Here is a 22474-nt window from a genome sequence, read left to right on the forward strand (position 1 = left end):
AACATAATCCGATCGAGCACCGCGTGTTTCCACACATTACGCGAGCCTGTGCTGGCGTAGTCTTCAGCAGCGTTAGTCTGGTTCGTGAACTGATCGAAAAAGCCTGCACAAAAACCGGACTGAAAGTTACTGCTGACATTCTTGACGGAGTCTATGAAGCCGGACGGACAGTCACTCGTTGCGTCCGTGCTTCACTGAACATCGAGTACGACTCAACCTTGCCTGCGTGGAACTACAGCATCCGCTCACGGAACGCCGCATAGCGGGAAGTTATTTCGAGCACGTTCCTTAGTGCCCCCTCTCGCTTGCCCGAATGCACAGGACGCTGTTGCAGAACGATATCGCGAGCGCCTTTCATCTCAAACACGCCGCACGCGACACCTTCGATCGCTTCCCGATGGCCAGGAAAGGCTGGCACGAGGTCGTCATAGAGGTAGGACCGGGCGTCAAAGTGGTCCTTCAGCGCCTTTGCGATGACTTCGTAAGCCGCCGGCTTCCATCGACCCACGCAGAGCATTCCAGACTTGCTCCGGCAGGGCAGTAAGCCGGCTTGGTGTCGAGGAAATCGATCTGCCTAATGGCGGATATTCCTTGTCCAAGCTCAATCACTTCACTTTTCCGCCTCACTGCAAGCAGAAGGACAGATAGATTGGGTCTCGGTTCGTACTGTCTTAAGCCTAGACGTTGGGAGCGGAGACGGCGTGATGTGCATCAAAGTGGGCGATCATTGGGTAGCTTGAGCTAGATCGTGTGCTGGGCTCAAACCTCTGGTTCCAATGGCCTAAAGACGCTGGATCCCCGCCTTCGCGGGGGATACGGCCAAGGGTAGATCACAATTTTCATAAGGGGGTTCAGCAGGTGACGAGTTCGGTGTGTCCGAAGCCCTTGGTGCAGTGAAGCACGGAGATGACCGTCGGTGTCACGCGGAAGATCCTGACATCGTCCGGCATCGGCATCGGCAACGGCAAGGGGGGCTGCTCGGGGTACTTCTGCGCGATCATGCGCAGCGCCTTGCACACTTCGGCAGGATCAACCACCGCGTGCGTGCGCGCCGCCATGGACAGGCCGGTCAGGTTCTGGCTTGCAGGAGCGGAAAGCAGGCAAAGGCAAGCTGTGCCGCCAGCCCGATCATTCCTGGCAAAGATCGGTAGCCATCCAAGTGTTCGCTTGCAGATTTGCCGAAGACAAGCACGGTGACACCCAGCTCCCCGCCCATCAGGACGGCAAATGCGATGGTGCCCATCATGGCCGCCTCGGCACTCGTGTGCAGCTCAAAATGTCCCAGGCACCATCGTGAAATCACCCAGCTGGCGGCAAGGATGAAGGGCGCCTCCAGGAGGACCGCTGCTGTGGCGCCGATGGCCGGGCCCAGCACCAGGACGCGTACCGTACCCAGGACGAAGCCGATCGCGAAAGCGCCGGCCGCGTAAGCGCAGCCAGCCACGGAGCAGGTCGCTAGTTTCATCGGGTTTCGATAGCTGGCCGCCAGGCCTCGGTTGCGGGTGTCACTCGCTCTCCGGTCCGCCACGGATAAGAAGCACCGGTTTATTGCTCTGCCTGACGATCTGCTGGGCAACGCCACCCATGACAGCGCGCATGAATCCGCGCCGGCCGTGCGCGCCAAGGACGATCAGGTCGGCATTCGACTGTACCGCCTCCGCAAGAATCGTTTCGGCAATGCGTCCGTTCGCCGCAGGCTTGTCCAACAGTCCCAGGGAATACCGCACGCCTGCGGCCTCGAGCATCCTGCCTGAAGGATCGAGGACAGACTTTCCATAGGCGACCATGTTACGAAGCAGGTCGTCGTGGTCGATGTAAGCGACCTCGAGCTGCGCGTCAATATCGTCTGCGACATAGATCACTTTCACCTCGGCGTCGCAGGCCTTGGCGGGTTCGACGGCGTGCAGTATCGCCAGGCGAGACAGCCGTCCGCCGCAACCAGAATTCTCTTGTACATGCCTGTTCTTCCGCATTCCACAAGGAGCGCAAATCCGTTTCGCCAGCAATCAAGGGTAGGTTGTTTCTGCGTTGCCGGATTGACCCACCTCAAACGTTCCGATGCCCGTCATAAACGCTCGTATCATCCAGCTACAGCCGGATGCCTCCATCGGTATGGCTGTCAGTCTTCACGGAGGATCCAAAGCGCTGCGCCAGATCGAGCATGCGCCGATTGCCGGGCATGACGTTTCCCACAAGCGCTTGCGTGCCCTGCATGCAGCAATAAGCGACAAGCTTCTGCTTGATTGGGTGCGCAGTCGCGGCAGGCGTCGCCCAAATCGGCGTTTTCCTGCAGGCGCCGCAGGATTTCCTTGCGGATCTGTTCCGCGCTGCCAAGGTTCCTGATCAGGTCGGTGTCTCCTGTTTTGTGGTGGCGATCCGGCGTGGGGGTGCAGAGTCTAGACTGGCGCGCGGTTGTGCGGGGCCGGACGCCAGATGGTCTGGGAAAAGATGGGTACCTCGTCCTCGTTCAGCGACATATGCTCGGCTAGCTGGCGCCAGTTGAGCCGGCCGTGCACCACCGCGCCCAGCCCGGCTGAGGCGCCGTAGAAATAGACGTTCTGGACCATGACGCCGGCCGCGGCGGCAGCGAAGGTCTCGCGCATTTTGGGCGGGACATACTGCATTCCGCCGTGGCTGGCGACGTAGACCAGGTCCAGCGGCACTATGCCGACGAAATCCTGATAGACGGTCAGGCTGCGCACGTGCGCCGCGCGCTTCAGCGCCAGGCAATGGTGGATTGGGTCGTAGCGGTAGAGCCGGCGGGCAGCGCCGCGTAGACGTCGATCACCGCCTCGCCGTGCGGCGAGGGAGTGGTACGGCCACCGCCGTAGGATCGATTGACACCAGCCGCGGCCCACAACAGCTCGCTCAACTACTACGGCGGCAGCGGCTGCTCGTCGAATTCACGGATGCTCATACGCTGCCACAGCGCCCCATTAGCGGCAAGCCATTGGTGCGGTCCGGCTGTGACAGAGCAATGACCCGCTCACTCGTGCCGGTGGCAGGGCGTGGCAGCAGGTCCTTGATGGGTTGGTAGGGAATGCACTTCAGTTCGTCCATGGAATGCGCGCATTCGTTGCAAAGAGCGGCACCCGCGCGCTGCGTACGGCACCAGTATGGTCGAATGTAGGTGCAGCTTCTAGGCGTGGGTTGCGCTCCGTCAAGCCTGGGCCACGGAGTTCGCGAAAAGTGGGATGGATGCGATCCCAGGACGGCTCGGGATGATTCGGCCGGGCACAGGGGGTCAGCCGCGGCCGGGCACAGCGCGGCCCAGGAAGCTGCCCGGTGCGGCGACGCACGCGCGCTCGGCTTCGGTCAGCGGGTCCTGGATGCGCATCTGCTTCGCCACCACGTCGACGTCGGCATCCGAGAGGTCCCCACCCGCCCGGGCGCGGGAGGCGATGCGGGCGCGCAGCGTCTCCGGGCTGGCTTCGCAGGCGACGATGGCGAAGGGCACGCCAAGGCGACGGGCCTGGGCCGCAAAGCGCTCGCGCTCGACACGGGCGAGGAAGGTGGCGTCGGCAATCATGGGGAAGCCTGCGCTGCAACCGAGCCGGCAGACGGCGAGCAGGCGGCAGTAGGTCCGCGCTGTCTCACTGGCGGCATACCAGCCGCTCCGAGGTGCCACGCCGCGATGCAGGCGCTTGCGAACCGCGTCCGAGCGCACACGTACCATCCCCCCGGCCTCGCTCATCTGTGAGGCCACAGTGGACTTGCCGCTGCCGGACAGGCCGTGCATCAGTACCATTGGCCCGCGACGGCGCACGAGGCAACGCCATGCCAGCGCCAGCAGTCTGTGCGCCTGGGATTGCGCCGGCGCCATGGATGCCCCCGCGCCGTGGTTCTGATGCGCGCATTCCAGCACCACACGCGCTCTCACCAATGCCCGCATGGCGACATAGAAGCGCAGCACGGCCAGCGAGCCGTAGTCGCCCGAATGCTCCAGGTAGCCGTTGAGCAGCCGGTAGGCCAACGCCTGCTGGCCATGGTACAGCAGGTCCATGACCGGGAAGGCCAGGTCGCTGATGGTATCGGTCCAGCGCAGGGCAGCGTCGAACTCCAGGCAGTCAAATGGCGTCGGTACGTCGTCAAGCAGCACGATGTTGCCCAGGTGCAGATCGCCATGGCACTCGCGCACATGGCCGTTGCGCAGGCGTGCCCGGAACGCGCCCGCGAGCCGGGCGGCCTCGCGACGCGCCCGCCCGGCCACGCGGCTGGCCAGGTGGGGGGCCTGCGCCAGCGTCCCGACGCCGCCCAGGCACTCCGCAAGGGTCACGTCGATGCGGGCTGGTGTGCCAAATCCATCTGCGGGGGCCGCGGCTGGCTGCGCCTGGTGGAATGACGCCATGCTGCGCGCCAGCGCATCGATATGGCCCGGCTCCAGCCGGCCCGCAGAGACCCTTGCGCTGAGCAGGTCTTGCTGGTCGAAGCGCCGCATCCGGACCGCATACTCGATCGGCATGCCATTGCCGCCTATGTGCATTGAGCCGGGCGCGGGGCCTGCCACGACCGGCACCACATCTAGGTAGAGGGAGGGCGCGAACCGGCGGTTCAGGCGCAGCTCGGTCTCGCAGTCGTCGCGACGTGCCTGCGCGGTGGAGAAGTCGACAAAGTCAAACTGCACTGGCTTACGCACTTTGTAGGCAAAGTCCCCCGCCAGGAAGACGCGGGAGATATGCGTCTCGATGACCTGTATTGCCGGCGCCGGATGCGGATAGGCGTCCGGCTGCCGTAAGGCGGCCATCAACGCCGCGTCGTCCCATTGACTCTTCATGTCCCTTGTCGCGTGCTCCGTTTCGTTGTTGTGATAGCCCTTCAACTGCTGCCTCGGCTCGCAACTTCCGCCTGCCGGTTCGTTCTCGCTGCGCTCTGACCTAATGTTCCCTTATGGTCCTGACGATCATTGCAAAGAGGCGGCCGAAATCTGCCTCCTTGATGCCGCCAAACGGATCGCGGTTTGAGCCAAACGCCTCAGCCAGTTCCTTCCAGTCCTCCTCCGCGAGCCATTGACGCGCGGCAGGCAGAATCACCTCTTCTTCCAGACGCCTGTGATTTGCGGAGAACGCAGCGTATTCGTCGACCATCTCGCGCAACACCGGGAGCGCGGACTCGCCAGCCAGCTCGTATCGTGTGAACGCATGTTCAATGTCTCGCATCCGCGCTTTGCCCTGAGCGTGCTGTTCCTCTAGCTCGTCGATGGTTTTATCGAGGTCGTTAGCACGGTGCCGCAAGCGCGCGAACAGATAGCGCTCTTCCTTGGGATGATGTAGCTTCTCCGGATATTCGCTAATGTAAAACAGCATGGACCGAAACATCACTGGCCTAGGCACATCTACGCCGGCACCGAGCAATTTGACAAGGCATTGCATACCAGTGATGACCATCGATAGCTGCTGATGCTCCTTATGGATGACCAGTACGGCTTTTCTCGCTGCCGGCGTTTGCATATCATCCCCTTGCTTCTGGACGCGGCATCTCCTGAACCCAATTTAAGTATAGAGGGCGCGACGCGTAACCCTAGGATCTGCATCAAAGACCGGAAACCGCGGGGACACTGCGATCACGATAAACCGGAATCCCTGGTCACGAGGCCGGAATCGGCGGTCACAATCACCGAAATACGCACGGTACCGTCTTCCCAGTTGTTGCCGGCTACATGTTTCGGTGGGCGGAGACTGCTGCTGCACCACAAGGATTCTCGGCCGCTCCTTCGATCGTCTTTTCGCGACCCATTCCCGACCGCCATGCCTTCCGAAAGCGGTCACTCACGAGCGCGTTTCGACTATGAACATCCGCGCTTGCTGGGCTTCCCGACGTTCGGCCTTGATCGGCGCATACCTCTCGGAATTGTAGAAAGCTAGCGCTTGGGCGAGAGTCGGAAACTCAAACACGCCGGCCATCGGCAGAGGCACCTCATCCCCCTCTAGAATCTGCGCAACAGGACCGAAATGTAGGATCTTCCCGCCCGCCTCTATTAGCGCCGCCTGAAAGCGTGGAGCGAGCGCGGCCTGCTTGGCGGAATCGATGACGCGTAGGTTGACGTGTACGTATGCTGGCATCGTGCCTCCACTAATAATGCATATACATTATTATGCGAGGATAGGGCTGTCAAGGAGGTAGACGTGAACGGTTTTGATCCAGACTCTTTGAAGGACGTCGCAGCGGAGTGTCCGGGCTTCCAGGCTCGTGCAACGGCGCGTGCACTCACGCGTTATTACAATGCCTGCTTCAAGCCGCTCGGGCTGACGGCCGAGCAATTCAGCCTCTTGGTTGGGATCGGTGCGGCCGAGGGGGCGACGATCGTCGATCTTGCCGATAGTGCCGGGGTCGATCCGACTACCCTGAGCCGAAATGTTCAGAATCTGGAGAGCCGAGATTTGGTTAGTGCTACAGGCGGACGTGGTCGCGCTAGAAAGCTGCTAGCTCTGACGACATTGGGGCGTCAACTCGTGGTCGATGCGTTCCCGGTGTGGAATGGGGCCAAGGCAGAACTCGCCCGTCGCATGGGCGATGAACAACTTCGTTCGGCAAGGAAGGCAATGGTGAAGCTGGCCAAGGCCGCAGAATCCTCATCTACATGACATGACCTTTGAGCGACGAAGTTCGCGACAACTTCAGAAAGGCTAGTCAACGAGAACTCGCGCCCGATGGGGAACTACCGGGCGTCGCTGACTGACCCCGAACTGCCGTTCAGATTGCCCCGCTGCAATGGCCGCTTCCAGTTAGCAACCGCCGCTTGTCAAGCCAAGTTAGTCGCGAGTAAATGGCTAAAGTCTATGGCGGCTCATCAGCGGCTGGGCGAACGCCTACTACTTCTCGGCGGTACTGACAGTGTTTCTGGTAGGGACGGGCAGGTCCATCCGCTGGGCACCGCAGCCGCCGTTCGCGTAGAAGGCAGGCGCAGCCTCGGCCCTGCTCGGCTTCATGTAGATGGGCTGCGCAGCGCTGCCATGGAGTTATCTCTACGCAGGTCGTGTCCGCCTATTTGGCCTTCTTTATCGTCCTCGCGGTCAGCTTGCGCTGTCCCCGCTGGGGTTCTGGCGATCGGCCGGTCGCTGAATGCCAGAAGTGCGCCGGTCATGCGAAGAAGTGTTTGCTGTTGTGGACGCGCTCAGTGACGCGAGCATCGCGTCACGGCAAACCGCCAGGATTTCGTCGGCCAGCGGCGAGTCGTCCGGACAGGCCCGCGACATGACGATGGCGCCCACCGCGTGCGCCAGTGTGTCGAGGGACCGGGCTCGCGCCCGACCCGGATCGGCTCCGTCCGAAACAGTGTCCTCGGCCCTCAGCGCAGCCAGCAGGCTCTCAATGCCAGCCGCGAACGCGGTCCGAACCTCTTCTGGCTGACGCGCGGCATCCCCGCCTAGTGCGGCCATCGTGCAACCGGTCGCGCGGGTGTCGCGGTGCTCTCGAGAAAGGTAATACCGCACGAACTCGGTCGCGCTTACACCCGCGCTTAGTGCCACCGTTTGCGCGATGCCGCAGGCCGCCGATTCCGCCATCAGGTCGGCCTTGGAGCGGAACTGTCTGTAAAAGCCGCCGTGGGTGAAGCCGGCGGCGGCCATCAGATCGGCAACGCCAACCCCGTCGTAGCCGCGTTCCCGAAAGATCTTCGACGCCGTCGCGACAACGTGCTCCCGGTTGGCCTGTGCCTGTGCCTTGGTGATCTTCATTTCCTGACCACGATGGGTTCATGTCTGCGAAGGCTCCATTGTACATTGATGTCAATCGTCATCAAAACCTTGACAGTTAAGATTACGACCATCATCATTGAGCGTATTTCCAACACCAGAGGCTGATGCAATATGACCGACAAGACGCTTTTCGAGCCCTACACCCTTGGGCGCCTGACACTCGCCAATCGTTTTGTCATGGCGCCGCTGACCCGCAATCGCGCAGGCGCGGGGCTGGTACCCAGCGAACTGGCCGCCACCTACTACGCCCAGCGCGCGTCGGCCGGCCTGATCATCACGGAGGCCACTCAGGTGTCGGCCCAGGCTCAGGGCTATCAGGACACCCCGGGCCTGTACACGCCCGAGCAAATCGCCGGCTGGCGCAAGGTCACCGAGGCTGTGCATGCCAAGGGGGGACGCATCTTCGCGCAACTCTGGCACGTCGGCCGTGTTTCGCACGTCGATGTCCAGCCTGACGGCGCTGCGCCGGTCGCGCCTTCGGCCATCCGCGCGGCGACGAAGACCTTTGTCAACAACGGTTTTGTCGACGTGTCGCAGCCGCGCGCCCTCGAACTCAATGAACTGCCGGGTATCGTTGGCGATTTTCGTCGAGCCGCGGCCAATGCCATGGCCGCCGGCTTCGACGGCGTGGAGATCCATGGTGCCAACGGCTACCTGCTGGAGCAGTTCGTCAAAGACGGGGCCAACCAGCGCACTGACGCCTACGGCGGCTCGATCGAGAAACGTGCGCGCCTGCTATTGGAAGTCGTCGCGGCAGTGGTGGAAGAAATCGGCGCCGATCGCACCGGTGTGCGCATCTCGCCTGTGTCACCGGCAAATGGCATTTCGAGCAGCGATCCTCAGCCGCAGTACGACTACATCGCCGGGCAGCTCAGCGCGCTGGGCATTGTTTACCTGCACGTGGTCGAGGGCGCGACCGGCGGCCCGCGCGATGTCGCACCGTTTGACTACGACGCGCTGCGCCGCCGCTTCAGGCAAACCTATTTGGCCAACAACGGCTACGACCTGGAACTCGCCACCGCCAGGCTCAACGAGGGCAACGCAGACCTGTTCGCCTTCGGCCGTGCCTTCATCAGCAACCCCGACCTGGTCAAACGCCTGAAGACCGGCGCCCCGCTGGCCCAGCCCGACTTCGCCACGCTCTATGGTGGCGGCGCTGCGGGCTACACCGATTACCCGTCCATCACCGCCTGAGGCGCGCCCTGCTTGCGTCCGCGTCCGAACCGCCTTGAAAAGGAAATCATTCATGACCACGCTTCCGACTGTTCTCATCACCGGCGCCTCCTCCGGCATCGGCGCCACCTACGCAGAGCGCTTCGCGCGCCGCGGCCACGACCTCGTGCTGGTTGCACGCGACAAGGCGCGCCTCGACACGCTGGCCGCGCGGCTGCGTGAAGAAAGTGGGGTGGCCGTGGAAGTGCTGCTGGCCGACCTCACCCAGCCCGCCGACCTTGCCGGGGTCGAGACTCGTCTGCGCGAGGATGCTCGCATAGGCATCCTGATCAACAACGCCGGGATGGCTCAGTCGGGCGGCTTCGTGCAGCAGACTGCCGAGGGCATCGAACGCCTGATCACGCTCAACACCACGGCGCTTACGCGGCTTGCAGCCGCCGCGGCTCCGCGCTTCCTGGAGTCGGGTACCGGCGCAATCGTCAACATCGGCTCGGTGGTAGGTTTCGCGCCCGAGTTCGGCATGTCGATTTACGGCGCCACCAAGGCGTTTGTGCTGTTCCTGTCGCAGGGATTGAACCTCGAGTTGTCGCCCAGCGGCGTCTACGTGCAGGCGGTGCTCCCGGCAGCGACCCGCACGGAAATATGGGGGCGCGCCGGCATCGACGTCAATACGCTTCCCGAGGTGATGGAAGTCGGCGAACTGGTTGATGCGGCACTGGTCGGCTTCGATCGCCGCGAACTCGTGACTATCCCGCCGCTCCACGTGGCGGCGCGCTGGGACGCATTGGATGGCGCGCGTCAAGGGCTCATATCGGACATTCGACAAGCCCAGGCGGCCGAACGCTATCGGCCCGAAGCCTGACCGCCACAATGACTGGGGCGTCACCCCCGACGAGAATCGACCATGACCTTCAAAGCGCTGCAGGCGTCTTATGTCGACGCTCAGACTAACCTCGTAAAGGCGGGTGGAACCACATTCGCTTACCGCGAACTGGGACAGCATGGCGGTGTCCCGCTGGTCCTGCTCAACCACTGGGGCGCCGTGCTGGACAACTTCGATCCGCGCATCGTAGATGGCCTGGCTCGTGAGCATCACGTTATTGCCATCGACTATCGCGGAATCGGTTTATCCGGCGGCACCGCGCCGGCGACCGTGGACGAGATGGCACGCGACACCATCGCGGTGATCCGCGCGATGGGTTTCGATCAAGTCAATCTGCTCGGCTTTTCGCTTGGCGGCTTCGTGGCGCAGGACGTGGCCCTGAAGGCGCCGGGCCTGGTGCGCAAGCTCATCCTTACCGGCACGGGTCCTGCGGGCGGTCAGGGCATCGATCGTGTCGGTGCGGTGTCGTGGCCGCTGATACTCAAGGGCCTGCTGACGCTACGCGACCCCAAGACCTATCTCTTCTTCACCGCTACGGCCAACGGCCGGCAGGCAGCAAGCGCCTTCCTGAAAAGACTGAAGGAGCGCCACGCCGATCGCGACAGGGGACCGACACCTCGCGCGTTCTTGCGCCAGCTCAAGGCGATTAAGGCTTGGGGCCAGCAGGTGCCGCAGGATCTCGCCGGCCTGCGCATGCCGGTCCTGATCGCCAATGGCGACAACGACATCATGGTGCCCACGACACTAAGTCGCGACATGGCCCGCCGCATTCCCCATGCGCAGTTGGTCATCTACGAAGACGCCGGGCACGGCGGCATCTTTCAATACCACGCCGACTTCGTGTCGAAGGCGCTGGCGTTCCTGGCAGCCCCCCACATTGGTTAGAGCAACATGAAAGCACTCACATTCAAACGCTATGGCAGGTCACCTGGGATCGAGTTCGCCGACGTTCCGCGCCCAACGTTAAAGGCTGATGAGCTGCTGGTGCAAGTCCACGCGGCGGGGTTGAACCCAATCGACAACATGATTCCGGCGGGCACGTTCAAGCCCGTCCTGAAGTTCGAAATGCCGGCCACGCTAGGCAGCGATATTGCCGGCGTGGTGGTTGAGGTCGGTAGTCGCGTGACGCGTTTCAAGCCGGGCGATGCCGTTTTTGCCAGCCTCTTCGATCTTGGCAGAGGCTCGATCGCCGAATTCGCAGCGGTGCCGGAAAGCGTTGCCGCACCGAAGCCGGCCAAGCTCGACTTTGTGCAGGCCGCCTCCGTTCCGATGGTTGGCCTCACCTCGTGGCAAGCATTGAAGGAGCGCGCCAATGTTCGAGCTGGCCAGAAGGTGTTCATCCCTGCGGGTTCGGGCGGTATCGGCACGTTCGCGATCCAGCTAGCTAAGTACCTTGGTGCCAAGGTAGGAACGACCACCAGCACGGGCAATGTCCCACTGGTCACCACGCTGGGTGCAGACGAGGTGGTTGATTATAAGAAGGAGGAATTCGAGAAAGTGCTGCGCGGCTACGACGTGGTGCTCGGTACACTGCGGGGCGATGCGATCGAGAAAGCCGTCGGGATTCTCAAACCAGGGAGCAAGGTTGTCTCGCTCATCGGCCCGTTGGACGCCGCCTTCGCACGCGCACGACGTCTGAATTTCTTTTTAACGTTCGTGTTCGGCTTGATGAGCCGAAAAATCATGCGCCTTGCAAGAAAGCAGGATGTCACTTACTCGTTTCTATTCGTGCGTCCCGACGGCGCCCAACTCGCCGAAATTGGAGGACTCCTCGAGTCGGAACACATTCGTCCGGTGATCGACAAGGTTTTTTCGTTCGAGCAAGCGAAGGAAGCGCTTGAATACTTGGCCCAGGGACGCGCGAAGGGCAAGGTCGTCGTGAGGATCAAGTGAGCTGCCAAACGGTTGACTGTGCAGGAGCCTGCCTTAGCGGTTGAAGAGGCGGGCGACTAGGTTAAGGCTCATAGAGTACCGGATGGCCGGTGAGGGGGCACAGCCGACGCCAGAACGTCTGAGCGAAAGCGCGAGCGAATGGCGCTTGAAGGCTACAGCCGTTGCGCTGTCGCTCCCCCTGGCCACAGCGGTTAGCTGAAGCGTGCGGGACAGGAAGAGCCTGAGGGCGCGTTGACAGGCCCGGGCAATAAGGTCCGATAACGAGCCCTTATCTGGTGTCCCAAGCCAAGTGCTCGCTAGACGGATCTGATGGTCAGTCGTCCGAGGCAGGACAGCCCACGCCTCGGTGCTACTTTCCCAGCCACGCCGCACGGCGGGCGTCGAATTCGCCGCCGGCTTTGGCGAGGTGCAGCCACTGGTCGACATACCGTTTGAACACCTCGTCGCCATTCGGCAGCAGATACCCCATTTCAGCGTACTGGAGCGGCTTGTCGGGATTGACGGCGCAAAGCTCAGGATGGGCCTTGCTCTGAACGATGGCCTCGGCGGCCTCGGTGACGAAGACGTCTGCGTTGCCTTTGATGACCTCGTCGAAAATCGTAAGGTTGTCCTTGTGAATGGTCAACTTCGCCTGGGACAGGCGCGTGCGGGCGAACCGCTCGTTGCTGCCACCGGGATTGGCAATGACGCGCACGTTCGGCTGGTCGATGGCCTCCACGGTCTGGAAACGAGCCACATTTTCGCAGCGGGTGATAGGCGTCTTGCCGTTGACCATGTATGGCGCGCTGAAATAAGCCTGCTTCTGGCGTTCCAGCGACACCGAGATGCCGCCAGCGCCGATATCGCACTTGCCGCTGACGAAGTCAGGCATCAGCGTAGCCCACGCGGTCTTGACGAATTGCGGTTTAGCGCCGAGAGAATTGGCCAGCGAGGTCATCAAATCCACGTCGAGCCCTTCGTACACGCCTTCTGACTTCATGAAACTGAAGGGCTTGTAGTCACCCGGCGTGCAGACGCGCAGAACGCCCGATTGCGCTACGCGCGACAATGTGGGCGAGACCCCGGCGACAGGCGCGGGCAACTGGGCTATCACCGGCGCGGCAGTCAGCAGCGCAACAGCGGTAACGATCGTCTTTCTCATTGGCCTTTCCTTCTTATCGACGTGGGCTTTGGAGATCCAGTGCGGCATTGCGGATTTATAGCATACGCTCGAACGTGCGGCACACAACCCGTCGTCCACATCGGGAGCTGCGTGCAGTAGTCCTTGCGCCGGCGCGAGGTTAAAGGGCCGATGTCGCCCGGCGACGTCCAGGATCTGATGCTGGCGTTCAACAAGGCCATCATCGAACGGGCGATGAGCGCCGAGATGAGCGGACATCCTGATCGCGGTGGTCGATGGCCTCAAGGGGTTGACCGAAGCCGTGGCCACGGCCTATCCCCGCACGACGGTGCAGACCTGCATTGTGCATTTGATCCGCAACAGCCTGGACTACGCCAACTACAAGGAGCGCAAGGCTGGGAACTACCCGTGTCGATACCTATCCCGCCTTCCAGAACAAAAATGGCGCTCAACTCGTTCCCCAGGTCTTCCGTTCCACGCAGACCAAAACGGGAGCCTGCCAAGCCGCCGGAGTTCATTCTGACCAAACTCTTTCCATCCCCGTCCCACATGGCGAAGAACAGGATTAAAGAATCGCCATGCTAGAACCGATGCTGCATACCCATCCCCCAGGCTGTCTCGTTTGCATCCGCTACATTCGCAGAACTGGCGTGTTTGTTGCCACGTCCCGACGCGTAACTGAACAAGCGCACGGGCGGCCCCGAGCCGTTCTGCGCCACCACCGCTTAGCCGTAGGGTTCCGGCAAGGTGAACTCCCAACGGAAGATCGCGCCGTTGGCGACATGACGGTACGCCGCACAGTCGTGCGTCGCAAATCTGTAGAGGGCTGCGGCAGCTGTTTGACAGTTGCGACGCACCGCGCCCTCTTCATCAGAATTCCTGCCCCTCCATCAAGGCCGCTATAGGACGCCTTCCCACGGTCGTTCCGTGGCCTTCCAACTTGAACGTCGAGCTATCACCGGGGTGCCGCGCTGCATTCCGGTGATCACAGAGCCCACACGACCTCGTTGCGCGCACCGAAAAAATGCCTACTTAGAGATCACAAATCATGATTTCGTGCACGAATGTTGGCCATGTATGGTGAAAATAGGGGTTAACGCTAGACGATAATCATATTTCTTGTGATCACTGATATCGTGGGTTATAAAGTCATGACATCGCCGAGTTCCACATCGGCGGCCGGTACCGAGCTGCCATCCAGCGTTTGTTCCGGGCGGCGCGGCGGCATCAATCTACGGAGAGTTCAGCATGCAAAAGTGGGGGAACCAGTTTCGAGTGGGGCTTGCCGTCGTGGCCCTTTGCCTATCGGGCGCGTCACCGGGGTGGGCCGCGGAGGCGACCCCGGTGCGTGTCGGCTTGATGACGGCAAAGAGTGGTCCGGTGGCGGCTGCCGGGGCGGACATGGAGGCAAGCTTTCGATATTTCCTAGACAGCCACAAGGGCGTGTTGGCCGGCCATCCAGTTGAGCTTGTCGTCGTGGACACGGGTGCAGTACCGGCGATCGCCAAGACCAAGGTCAAGCAATTAATCGACTTCAACAAGGTGGACGTACTGGTGGGGCCGATCGGTTCTGCAGAAGCCATTGCGATTGTGGATTCAGTGGAGAAGGCACAGATCCCGCTGATTGTTTCTTCTGCAGGCGCGGAGGACTTGACGCAACGCTTGGCGAGCTCATGGATGACACGCACGACGGGCTCTTCAGCTCAACCGACCCATGCGCTCGGCGACTACGCGAGGAAGAAACTAGGCTACAAACGTGTGGTCGCCATCGGTGATGATGTTTCCTACAGCTATGAGGCGATTGGCGGGTTCCAGCGGGTGTTCGAGGACGGGGGCGGTGTTGTGGTTAAGAAGATCTGGGCGCCTTTGGGCGTTACCGACTATGCCCCTTATTTGACGCAGATCCCGCCTGGTGTGGACGCAGTGTTCGCCGCGCTCAACGGCAGCAACGCGATCCGCTTTATCAAGCAGTACAAGGAGTACGGCTACAAGCAGAAGTTGCCAGTGATCTCCAGCGTTTCGATGACGGATGAATCGCTACTTAGACAGATGGGCGATGAGGCCGATGGCATTGTCAGCGCGGCTTGGTATAGCCCGGCGATCGCGAGCAGTAGCAATCAGAAGTTCGTGAGTGGGTACCAGCAGGCTGTGGGTCGCAGCCCTGGTTCTCTGTCTGTTGGCGGCTACTTTGCTGCTGCGGTGTTGGAGGACGCGCTTCAGCACGTCGGGGCGAACTTCACGCCGAAGACGCTTGCCCAAGCGTTGCGTCAGGCAAAGCTGACAGATACACCACGCGGTTCTCTGACATTGGATCAGTACGGCAATCCGGTTGCGCCAGTGTATGTACTCAAGACGGTCAAGACATCGGCTGGGCTGGCCAATCAAGTGATTCAGACCTATCCGTCGGTCAGTCAGTTCTGGACCTATGACCCCGTCGCCTTTCTGAAGAATCCAGTGTACTCACGCGATTTCCCGCCCGTTAAGGCAGGCAACTGAACGAGGGCGATGATGTCGCAGTTCATGATTCTTTGCCTCAGCGGGTTGGCATTTTCCAGCTTGCTATATCTGCTGGCGTCGGGCTTTTCCCTGATATTTGGGCTGATGCGCATACCTAACATGGCGCACGGTGCGTTCTTCATGTTGGGCGCATACCTGCAGGTCTGGGTGTCGCGTCTTGACGCCTCCTTTGCTATCAGCATTTTGGTACCCGCCTGCGTGGTAGCGATGCTCGGGTTGGTACTTGAGGGGACCTTGCTGAGATGGCTCAAGGGCAGGGAACTGGCACAGGTGCTTGGCACGCTCGGTGTGGCCCTGGTGTTGTCCAATCTCTGTCTGATCGTTTGGGGAGGGACTCCGCTCCAGGCGCCGGTACCCGACTGGCTGAGTGGATCCATTCAGTTTGGCGCGGTTTGGTTTCCGATCTATCGGGTCTTTGTCTGTCTCGTGGCGATAGTCGTGGCGGGTGCGCAAATCGGGTTGATAGAGCGCACGCAATTCGGGGCCATGGTTCGCGCCGGCGTCGATGATCCGGCAATGGCTGAAGCCGTGGGCATTCCGGTCGCGCGGGTTTCAAGAATCGTCTTTGCCATGGGCTCGGCGTCGGTGGGGGCGGCTGGCGCCTTGGCCGCACCAATGCTGACGGCTTATCCCGGGCTTGATATCGAAATGCTGCCGCTCGCTCTTGCGGTCGTGATCGTAGGGGGCGCAGGAAGCCTCTACGGTGCAGTCATTGGCAGTCTTGTTGTGGGCTTTATCTACACCTTCGGTCAAACCTACCTTGTCGATTTCGCCGCCTTCGCCCTGTTTGCGCCCGTCGTTGTAATTCTGGCGTTTCGCCCTGCTGGTTTGTATGGAAGGAGCTTCCAATGAAAGCCTGGAAACTGATCGTGCCAGCGGCCATTGCCTTGATTCCGCTTGTGCTCGAGTCATCGTATTGGGCGAGCGTCGCAACAGAAGTCATGATCGTCACGATCTTTGCGCAGAGCCTCAATTTGCTTCTCGGCTACGCGGGTTTGTTTGCGTTCGGCCAAGCGGCATTCTTTTCGATTGGCGGCTACGTACTTGCCATTCTATTGACGGTATTTGGTACTGGGCATCTGGTGGCCATTGCAGGTGCTCTATTTGCAGCATGTCTGGCAGCTGCCGTATTCGCCATCATTTCGCTACGCACCTCCGGAATCCCGTTCGTCATGATCACGTTGGCGCTGGGACAGCTTGTCTGGTCTTTGGCGATGCGTATGGTTGGCGTGACTGGTGGGGAAAATGGGATGTCCGGCATACCGCGCCCAACATTGCCATTTGTTGATCTCACCGATCCCTACGTCTTCTACGTGCTTTGCGTGGTGATTGCAGCGATCAATGCTGGCTGGAGCGCGCTGTTCATCCGGGCACCTTTGGGCGCGGCCTTGCGCGGCACGCGTGACCAGCCGCGCAGGATGAGTTCGCTTGGTTTCAACGTCTGGGGTATCCGATGGCTGGCTTTTGTGGTGTCGGGTTTCTGGGCGGGTTTGGCCGGAGTGCTGTTTGTCTACTTCCAGCAGTACGTGAGTCCGAACATCGCGTCGCTCGATCAGTCTGCCGAAGCTTTGCTTGCCGTCATCATCGGTGGCGCAGCCACGCTGGTGGGGCCACTCGTAGGCGCGATCGTCGTAGTGGGCGCCAAGAGTGTGATCGGGATGTTCTTTGATCGTTGGCCGCTCGTGCTGGGTCTTATCTTCATTTTTGTGGTTGTCGTAACGCCGGAGGGATTGGTAGTCCGCGCTCAAATGCTGCGGAAGCGATTTGGAGGTGCGGCGAAATCGCACGCGGCAACGCAAGCAGGGGAGGTCGGGAAATGAAGGCGCCAGTGCTTGAGATTGCCGGCGTAGGCAAGAGTTTCGGTAGCCTGACGGTGGTTGACGACGTATCGCTCTCCGTCATGCCAGGTGCGCGCCATCTGCTGCTGGGGCCGAATGGTGCTGGCAAGACGACGTTGTTTAACTTGATTGCTGGCGATCTTCCTGTGTCGCGCGGAATGATCCGGCTGTTTGGCCGCGACATGACGCGAGCGGGCAGTGGTGCACGAGCGCGAGCTGGCGTCGGCCGAACATTCCAGATTCCGACCTTGTTGGATAGCGAGAGCCTGCTGCACAACGTGCGCATTGCGCTGCTAGGGAAATGGGGAAAACGCTGGGACGCTTGGCGTCGCTTCGACAGTGATGATGATGCCACTCAGGCCGCGCATGAGGCATTGACGATGGTGGGGTTGGGTACGTCCGCCAGTAAAACCGTCAACGCGTGTTCCTATGGCGAAAAGCGGAGGCTGGAACTCGCCATTTCCCTTTCCCAGCGGCCGTCCCTGCTGTTGTTGGACGAGCCACTGGCCGGATTGTCAGGCATCGAGCGTCGTCAGGTGAGTGAGGTACTCGATGCGATTCCACAAGACGTGGCCATCGTCTTGATTGAACATGACATGGACATTGCGCTCTCGTACGCACGAGAGATCACGCTGCTGCATCGTGGGCGGTTGGTCTGCACCGGTACCAAGCAAGAGGTTATCGATAATCCACTAACGCATGAGGTTTATCTTGGCGACGGCAGCTTTTGAATTCGATCGCGTCAATGTCTTCTATGGTGACTCACACGCGCTGCATAACGTATCTTTCACGTTGAGGCCCCATACGCTGCTCGCCCTGCTTGGCCGTAATGGGGCAGGGAAGACAACGTGCATGCACGCCGCATGTGGCTTCAATGCTTGTCGAACGGGCGAGATCAGGTTGTTCGGAAAATCCGTGCAGGCGGAGCCTGTTGGGCGACGCAGCGCCACGGGCCTTGCCCTGGTTCCCCAAGGGCGCCGCGTGTTTCCAAGTCTCTCGGTTGAAGAGAACCTTTGGGTGGCCGAACAAGGCCAAGGCGGTGAAGGCCAGACGACATGGAGGCGCAAGGAGATCTACGATCTTTTCCCTCGCCTTCACGAGCGACGCCGTCGTTGCGCGGCGACGCTATCCGGCGGGGAGCAACAGATGCTCGCAATCGGTCGCGCTCTGGTAACGAATCCCAAGGTCCTGCTGTTGGACGAGCCTTCCGAAGGCTTGGCGCCACAGATGATCGAGGAAGTGGCCAAGTCGCTTCGTGTGCTGAAAAGCGAAGGTATGTCGATCGTTTTGGTCGAGCAAAACCTTCGGATCGCTATGCAGCTTGCCGACGATGTCGCGCTTCTTGCGAGTGGGCGAACTGTGTTCCAGGGCACCGCTGTCGAACTGCGCGAACGGCCAGCATTACTCGATGAATATCTCGGCGTGACGCAAGTTCAGTCGGCCGGTTAGCAAATCATTCCCTATCACTGTTTGGCAAACGTGCCAGGACGTTTTACGTCCTCGGCAGGGGGGCGCTTGTTCCTGATAGGGGGTGGTGGAGCTAGCGCTTTGTTTGGGTTGCGTTGTCTGTTGATTATAAATCGGAGGAAAAGTCATCCCATGAAAACAATGTCGCTAAGGCCGAAGCGTGGCCTTCGCCTGAATGTTTTGCCAACGCCTAAGTCCCGCATACGACTGCTCAAGTCCGCAGGTGTAGTGCTGGTTCTTTGTGTTCCAGCCGGCAGCGCGTTAGCATCGGTCTCGCTTTATGGCGTGTTGGACTCGGGCCTGCTGTTCAGAACCGTGGCAGGTGTAAGGAATGGTCAACCTGCCAGCCTGTTTTCAACATCCAGCTCCACCGAGTTGACTAGCCGATGGGGGCTCGTCGGTGTGGAGGATATCGGCGGCGGATACCAGGTAGGGTTCAAGCTTGAGAGCGGCTTCAACGTGACAAAGGGCGTGGGGAATTCGGCACTGCCATTTCCGCAGGATACGGGAGCCCTGTTTGATCGTGGTGCTGTTGTCGGTGTCGATGCGCCGTGGGGCACCATCAAGCTTGGCCGGAACTGGACGCCGTTTTTCGATGGCATGCAGGCAGCGGACGTGACCGGCTACATGAACTTCGCATCGCTCGGAAGCGCGGTTTTCCAGAACAACTCGAACGTCAATCCCGCGCTGGGTGTGGCCGGCCTGACAACCGGTGCTAACAGCCCCGCGAACGGGGGGCTCTTGTACACGTGGCAGAACGATTCGATCAAATACATGCTGCCAGAAATCGGGCCCATTACCGGTGGGGTTCTCTACTCATTCGGGGGCACGGCGGGTAGTTTCAGTACCAAGTCCGCTTGGTCGGCAAATCTCGCGTACAAGAGCGGCAACTGGGGAGCCACGGTTGCCTATTTTGATGCCACAGACCCAACCGGGCAGACGTCCAATCATTGGCTTCGTGCAATGACGGCGGGCCTCAATTACCAGTTCGGTACCGTGCGGCTCGGCGTGGACTTCTCGAAGTTTCGCAATCCCACGACAGGTGCCAATCAGAACTGGTATTTCTTAGGTGCCTCCTGGCAATACTCGGCACCTGTGCGGATCACTGCCAACTGGCTTTACCTGGATGATCAGGTCGACAAGCGGTCGAACGGTCAGCTATTCAAGGTCGGGGTTGCCTACTCATTGTCGAAGCGGACGACCTTGTATAGCGATGTCGGTTATTCGGTGAACAAGAGTCAAGGTGTGCTCGGCGGTGGCCCGACGACCGGCACGCTGCCATTCAGCCCGGTCACGATCGGGCGGAATCAGATGGCGGCGGCGGCGGGGATACGGACGTTGTTCTAACGCACGTACGTGCCCTGGCTGAGCGATGCTGGGGCGCACAATGACCGGCCCGCCGAATGGCGGGCCGTATTGCTTTTGCGGTGGCGTTCGGCCTGCGCGGCTATGTGGGAAGCGCTTTCTTGTCGCCAGGTATTTCTGGTTCAGCTGCTTCACCGCACCGTGGCCGCTTCATGTGCGTCGCGGTGGTGTTCCTGGAAATAAAAAGCACCGTGCAGTCGCCGGTGCTTTTTTCTTGGTGGTCCCTTACGGGTTTAGCCAGCGAGGGCGGCCGTTGCCCTCGATATATTCCCCGTCCTTGGTAATGAAGACCTTGCTTTCCAGGGCTGGCGGCAGGGCGCCGCTGAGTGCTGCGTCGAGCCAGTCCAACGACGCCGTGAGCCATTCATCGGAGGTTGGTCCGATGGGATGGAAATCGTGCTCGTATACCCACGCTTCCTTCGGGCCCTGCAGTGCGTCATATGTGGCGAAGGTCGCGTCGAGTGTTGTGAGCTCGTCAATTTCACCAGTGACGATCAGGTATGGAACCTTGACCTTCGGTGCGATGTGTTCCAGCGTCATCTGGCCAATGAAGGTCTCAAGCTTTTCCACGTCGTTGATGCCGGTCATGAACATCAAGTTCGTCATGTAGGACGGTTGCGCTACGCTGATGGCGCTCCACTTGTCTGAACCTAGGCTGGACATGTTGGCAGCGACCGCCTTTAGCCGGGGTTCCGCAGCTGCCGCACGTGTTGCCCACCATGATCCCATGCTCGATCCCATGATGACGATCTTGTTCGGATCCACCGCCTCTTGCTTGGACAGCCAGTCCACCACAGCGTTGATTGCGCGGTCGAAGTTTTCAATGGACAACTTGAGTCCGTGGGTCAGGCTTTCGCCTTGCCCGGGGCCATCGATGGCAAATGCGCACCAGCCACGGGGCAACACGCGTTGTTCCATGAATTTGTGCCAATCTTCCTTGAACATGTCCATGCCGGGCAGAAGGATGACGCAAGGCTGAGAGCGAGCGCCACGTTGCGTTTCAAATAGGCCGTGGACATGAAAATCTTCGAAGGGCAGGCGAACGCGTTCGATATGGTGGTTGGCGAGTTCAGCAACTTTGTCGAAGCACGCCACGTACTTCCGCCAATACCGTTTGCGCAGCTCGATGTCATGGATGGAGTAGTGCGTGCGCGCGTAGAGAAGGCCTGCCCGCTCGAACATCCGTTTTGCCGTGGCCTGGAAGCCGCGAGCCGCCCAGTGGTTCGCGCGGCCCTCAATGTCCCTGGCGACGCTACTCCAAGACGAGATCGCCATGGAACCGCTCTTCAGCGGTTCGAACACGCGCTTGAGGTCGGTGGCGTCGTAGCCGAGTTGCTCCATGACGCGGGCAGCCCCGGGGTGCAAGACGTCTAGGCCCGCAACTGCGATCAGCGCATCCAGAATCCACTTTTGTCCCTTTCGCGTCGTATCCATACAGCGTTCTCCAATGGCCACAGCGGGCCGAGGTTGAGGGTGCGGGCCTCGGCCCGCCTCTGCTTTGCGGTAATTTTTATGATATGAGATCACAAAATTGCATTCGCAACTGGAATATAGCAAAGAGAATATGGACATACCAAGCCATTTCTGAGATAAATGGCGCTACATGTGATCACAATAGTGCTTTTGAGCGGCGCCTCGTTGGCCCTGCGGGGCAGGCGCGACGTTCGGGGACGGAAAGGGAGGTCGGCTATGCCGACAAACGAATCGCTAGGCAACGTTCTTGCCTGTCTCAATCAGATGGCGGGGCAGGCCCGCTCAATCGCTCGTACGCATTTTCGGGCGCTCACTACAACACCGGACACCAAAGGCGATGGAAGTCCCGTGACCAATGCGGACCTCGCCATTGAAGGTGCGTTGCGGGCTCATCTGCAACGGGCATTTCCTGACCACGGCATCTTGGGAGAGGAATTTGGTGGCTCGCTCGACGAACGAGGATTCGTATGGGTGCTTGACCCGATTGATGGAACCAAGAGCTTCATGACCGGCAATCCGCTGTTTGGCACGCTGATCGCCGTGCTTCGCGATGGCCGGCCGTGGGTCAGTGCAATCGAGATGCCGATGTTAGGCGAGCTGTACATCGGGGCGACGGGCGGTGCCTGGTGTGATGGATATCGGCTTTCGGTGAGCGGGCGGGCCGCTTTAAGCGAGGCGCGCCTTTACACCACTAGCCCTGAGGCTTTCACTGTGGATGGGTACAAAGCCTTTCAGGATCTTGCCCGGTGGACGGCGGTACGCTGCTTTGGCGGCGATTGCTACGCTTAGGAAAGGCTGATTTAATCGACGAGAGTGTCGACGTTGAGCAGCTGTGAAGCGTTGATAGACTAAGGACGACCAGCGAGCTACGCCGATGCAACAAATCAGTTTTGCTAGTGCCGAGTATCTGGGAAAGAAGCGCGTTACGCGGCGCGAGAAATTTCTGGGTGAGATGGAGCAGGTGGTGCCCTGGGCTCGATTGCTGGAGGCACTGGAGCCGTACTACCCCAAGGGCAAACGAGGGCGCCCGCCCATTGGCCTGGAACGCATG

The 22474-nt window shown here is 60.5% G+C and carries 24 protein-coding genes and 3 pseudogenes; 15 read left to right on the top strand and 12 right to left on the bottom strand.

Annotated features, from left to right (window positions below):
* Positions 1 to 263, top strand: a pseudogene (locus A3A5_RS42430) (ISAzo13 family transposase); the annotation flags it as partial.
* Here the strand turns inward: A3A5_RS42430 and A3A5_RS39675 are convergent.
* From A3A5_RS39675 to A3A5_RS0132395, 9 genes are all read right to left on the bottom strand, one after another.
* Positions 233 to 508 carry a DUF1488 family protein gene (locus A3A5_RS39675; RefSeq protein ID WP_369797841.1) on the bottom strand — a complete coding sequence of 92 codons (276 nt, stop codon included), beginning with the start codon at positions 506 to 508 and terminating at the stop codon, positions 233 to 235. The pseudogene A3A5_RS42430 and the gene A3A5_RS39675 sit on opposite strands and share 31 nt — an antisense overlap.
* Positions 509 to 851: 343 nt before the next feature.
* Positions 852 to 1058 carry a hypothetical protein gene (locus A3A5_RS39680; RefSeq protein ID WP_018314594.1) on the bottom strand — a complete coding sequence of 69 codons (207 nt, stop codon included), beginning with the start codon at positions 1056 to 1058 and terminating at the stop codon, positions 852 to 854.
* Positions 1059 to 1069: 11 nt separating this feature from the next.
* The gene (locus A3A5_RS0132365; protein WP_157637358.1) at positions 1070 to 1465 is read right to left on the bottom strand and encodes a hypothetical protein; all 396 of its coding nucleotides are present in this window, start codon (positions 1463 to 1465) and stop codon (positions 1070 to 1072) included.
* Positions 1466 to 1505: 40 nt separating this feature from the next.
* Positions 1506 to 1868: a universal stress protein gene (locus A3A5_RS39685; protein WP_232431512.1), complete on the bottom strand. Its 363-nt coding sequence runs from the start codon at positions 1866 to 1868 to the stop codon at positions 1506 to 1508.
* A 528-nt stretch (positions 1869 to 2396) separates the two neighbouring features.
* A complete protein-coding gene (locus tag A3A5_RS45210; RefSeq protein WP_018314597.1) occupies positions 2397 to 2702 on the bottom strand; it encodes a nitroreductase family protein in 306 nt (101 codons plus the stop codon).
* Positions 2703 to 2913: 211 nt separating this feature from the next.
* A complete protein-coding gene (locus tag A3A5_RS45215) occupies positions 2914 to 3060 on the bottom strand; it encodes a hypothetical protein (protein ID WP_232431513.1) in 147 nt (48 codons plus the stop codon).
* 184 nt (positions 3061 to 3244) lie between these two features.
* A complete protein-coding gene (locus A3A5_RS0132385) occupies positions 3245 to 4774 on the bottom strand; it encodes a bifunctional aminoglycoside phosphotransferase/ATP-binding protein (protein WP_026201354.1) in 1530 nt (509 codons plus the stop codon).
* Positions 4775 to 4874: 100 nt separating this feature from the next.
* Positions 4875 to 5447, bottom strand: a complete 573-nt coding sequence (locus A3A5_RS0132390) for a hemerythrin domain-containing protein (protein ID WP_018314599.1) — start codon at positions 5445 to 5447, stop codon at positions 4875 to 4877.
* A gap of 318 nt (positions 5448 to 5765) precedes the next feature.
* Complete coding sequence (locus A3A5_RS0132395) at positions 5766 to 6059, bottom strand: DUF1330 domain-containing protein (protein WP_018314600.1); 294 nt, start codon at positions 6057 to 6059, stop codon at positions 5766 to 5768.
* Positions 6060 to 6122: 63 nt separating this feature from the next.
* Between A3A5_RS0132395 and A3A5_RS0132400 the strand changes: the two genes are divergently transcribed.
* Positions 6123 to 6581, top strand: a complete 459-nt coding sequence (locus tag A3A5_RS0132400) for a MarR family winged helix-turn-helix transcriptional regulator (protein ID WP_018314601.1) — start codon at positions 6123 to 6125, stop codon at positions 6579 to 6581.
* Positions 6582 to 7010: 429 nt separating this feature from the next.
* Here the strand turns inward: A3A5_RS0132400 and A3A5_RS0132405 are convergent, their stop codons facing one another.
* A complete protein-coding gene (locus tag A3A5_RS0132405) occupies positions 7011 to 7673 on the bottom strand; it encodes a TetR/AcrR family transcriptional regulator (protein ID WP_018314602.1) in 663 nt (220 codons plus the stop codon).
* Positions 7674 to 7805: 132 nt separating this feature from the next.
* Here A3A5_RS0132405 and A3A5_RS0132415 point away from each other — a divergent pair, with 132 nt between their 5' ends.
* Genes A3A5_RS0132415 through A3A5_RS0132430 form a run of 4 tightly spaced genes read left to right on the top strand, consistent with a single transcriptional unit; the run spans position 7806 to position 11643 of the window.
* Entirely contained in the window at positions 7806 to 8888 is a 1083-nt protein-coding gene (locus tag A3A5_RS0132415) for an alkene reductase (RefSeq protein ID WP_018314604.1), read from the top strand.
* 52 nt (positions 8889 to 8940) lie between these two features.
* Complete coding sequence (locus tag A3A5_RS0132420; RefSeq protein WP_018314605.1) at positions 8941 to 9729, top strand: SDR family oxidoreductase; 789 nt, start codon at positions 8941 to 8943, stop codon at positions 9727 to 9729.
* Between the two features lie 42 nt (positions 9730 to 9771).
* Positions 9772 to 10635, top strand: coding sequence for an alpha/beta fold hydrolase (locus A3A5_RS0132425; RefSeq protein ID WP_018314606.1), 864 nt, complete (start codon positions 9772 to 9774; stop codon positions 10633 to 10635).
* 6 nt (positions 10636 to 10641) lie between these two features.
* Positions 10642 to 11643, top strand: a complete 1002-nt coding sequence (locus A3A5_RS0132430) for an NADP-dependent oxidoreductase (RefSeq protein WP_018314607.1) — start codon at positions 10642 to 10644, stop codon at positions 11641 to 11643.
* 349 nt (positions 11644 to 11992) lie between these two features.
* Here A3A5_RS0132430 and A3A5_RS0132435 read toward each other — a convergent pair whose 3' ends face one another.
* Complete coding sequence (locus A3A5_RS0132435) at positions 11993 to 12784, bottom strand: transporter substrate-binding domain-containing protein (RefSeq protein WP_018314608.1); 792 nt, start codon at positions 12782 to 12784, stop codon at positions 11993 to 11995.
* A gap of 232 nt (positions 12785 to 13016) precedes the next feature.
* Here A3A5_RS0132435 and A3A5_RS42440 point away from each other — a divergent pair.
* The 7 genes and pseudogenes from A3A5_RS42440 to A3A5_RS0132465 all read left to right on the top strand — a co-directional run.
* Positions 13017 to 13157, top strand: a pseudogene (locus tag A3A5_RS42440) (transposase); the annotation flags it as partial.
* Positions 13158 to 14011: 854 nt separating this feature from the next.
* Positions 14012 to 15259 carry an ABC transporter substrate-binding protein gene (locus A3A5_RS0132440; protein ID WP_018314609.1) on the top strand — a complete coding sequence of 416 codons (1248 nt, stop codon included), beginning with the start codon at positions 14012 to 14014 and terminating at the stop codon, positions 15257 to 15259.
* 9 nt (positions 15260 to 15268) lie between these two features.
* Entirely contained in the window at positions 15269 to 16132 is an 864-nt protein-coding gene (locus A3A5_RS0132445) for a branched-chain amino acid ABC transporter permease (RefSeq protein WP_018314610.1), read from the top strand.
* Complete coding sequence (locus A3A5_RS39690) at positions 16129 to 17100, top strand: branched-chain amino acid ABC transporter permease (protein WP_018314611.1); 972 nt, start codon at positions 16129 to 16131, stop codon at positions 17098 to 17100. The genes A3A5_RS0132445 and A3A5_RS39690 overlap by 4 nt, the downstream gene beginning before the upstream one ends.
* On the top strand, positions 17097 to 17849 hold the full coding sequence (locus tag A3A5_RS0132455; RefSeq protein ID WP_018314612.1) for an ABC transporter ATP-binding protein: 753 nt from the start codon (positions 17097 to 17099) through the stop codon (positions 17847 to 17849). The genes A3A5_RS39690 and A3A5_RS0132455 overlap by 4 nt, the downstream gene beginning before the upstream one ends.
* Entirely contained in the window at positions 17830 to 18567 is a 738-nt protein-coding gene (locus A3A5_RS0132460) for an ABC transporter ATP-binding protein (RefSeq protein ID WP_232431514.1), read from the top strand. The genes A3A5_RS0132455 and A3A5_RS0132460 overlap by 20 nt, the downstream gene beginning before the upstream one ends.
* 150 nt (positions 18568 to 18717) lie before the next feature.
* The gene (locus A3A5_RS0132465) at positions 18718 to 19932 is read left to right on the top strand and encodes a porin (protein WP_157637359.1); all 1215 of its coding nucleotides are present in this window, start codon (positions 18718 to 18720) and stop codon (positions 19930 to 19932) included.
* A gap of 243 nt (positions 19933 to 20175) precedes the next feature.
* Here the strand turns inward: A3A5_RS0132465 and A3A5_RS0132470 are convergent, their stop codons facing one another.
* Positions 20176 to 21384 carry a S9 family peptidase gene (locus tag A3A5_RS0132470; protein ID WP_018314615.1) on the bottom strand — a complete coding sequence of 403 codons (1209 nt, stop codon included), beginning with the start codon at positions 21382 to 21384 and terminating at the stop codon, positions 20176 to 20178.
* A gap of 255 nt (positions 21385 to 21639) precedes the next feature.
* Here A3A5_RS0132470 and A3A5_RS39695 point away from each other — a divergent pair, with 255 nt between their 5' ends.
* Complete coding sequence (locus A3A5_RS39695; protein ID WP_035814183.1) at positions 21640 to 22212, top strand: inositol monophosphatase family protein; 573 nt, start codon at positions 21640 to 21642, stop codon at positions 22210 to 22212.
* A gap of 85 nt (positions 22213 to 22297) precedes the next feature.
* Positions 22298 to 22474, top strand: a pseudogene (locus A3A5_RS42445) (IS5/IS1182 family transposase); the annotation flags it as partial.

It is taken from the genome of Cupriavidus sp. UYPR2.512 (genome assembly GCF_000379565.1).
In the GTDB taxonomy this organism is placed as follows: domain Bacteria; phylum Pseudomonadota; class Gammaproteobacteria; order Burkholderiales; family Burkholderiaceae; genus Cupriavidus.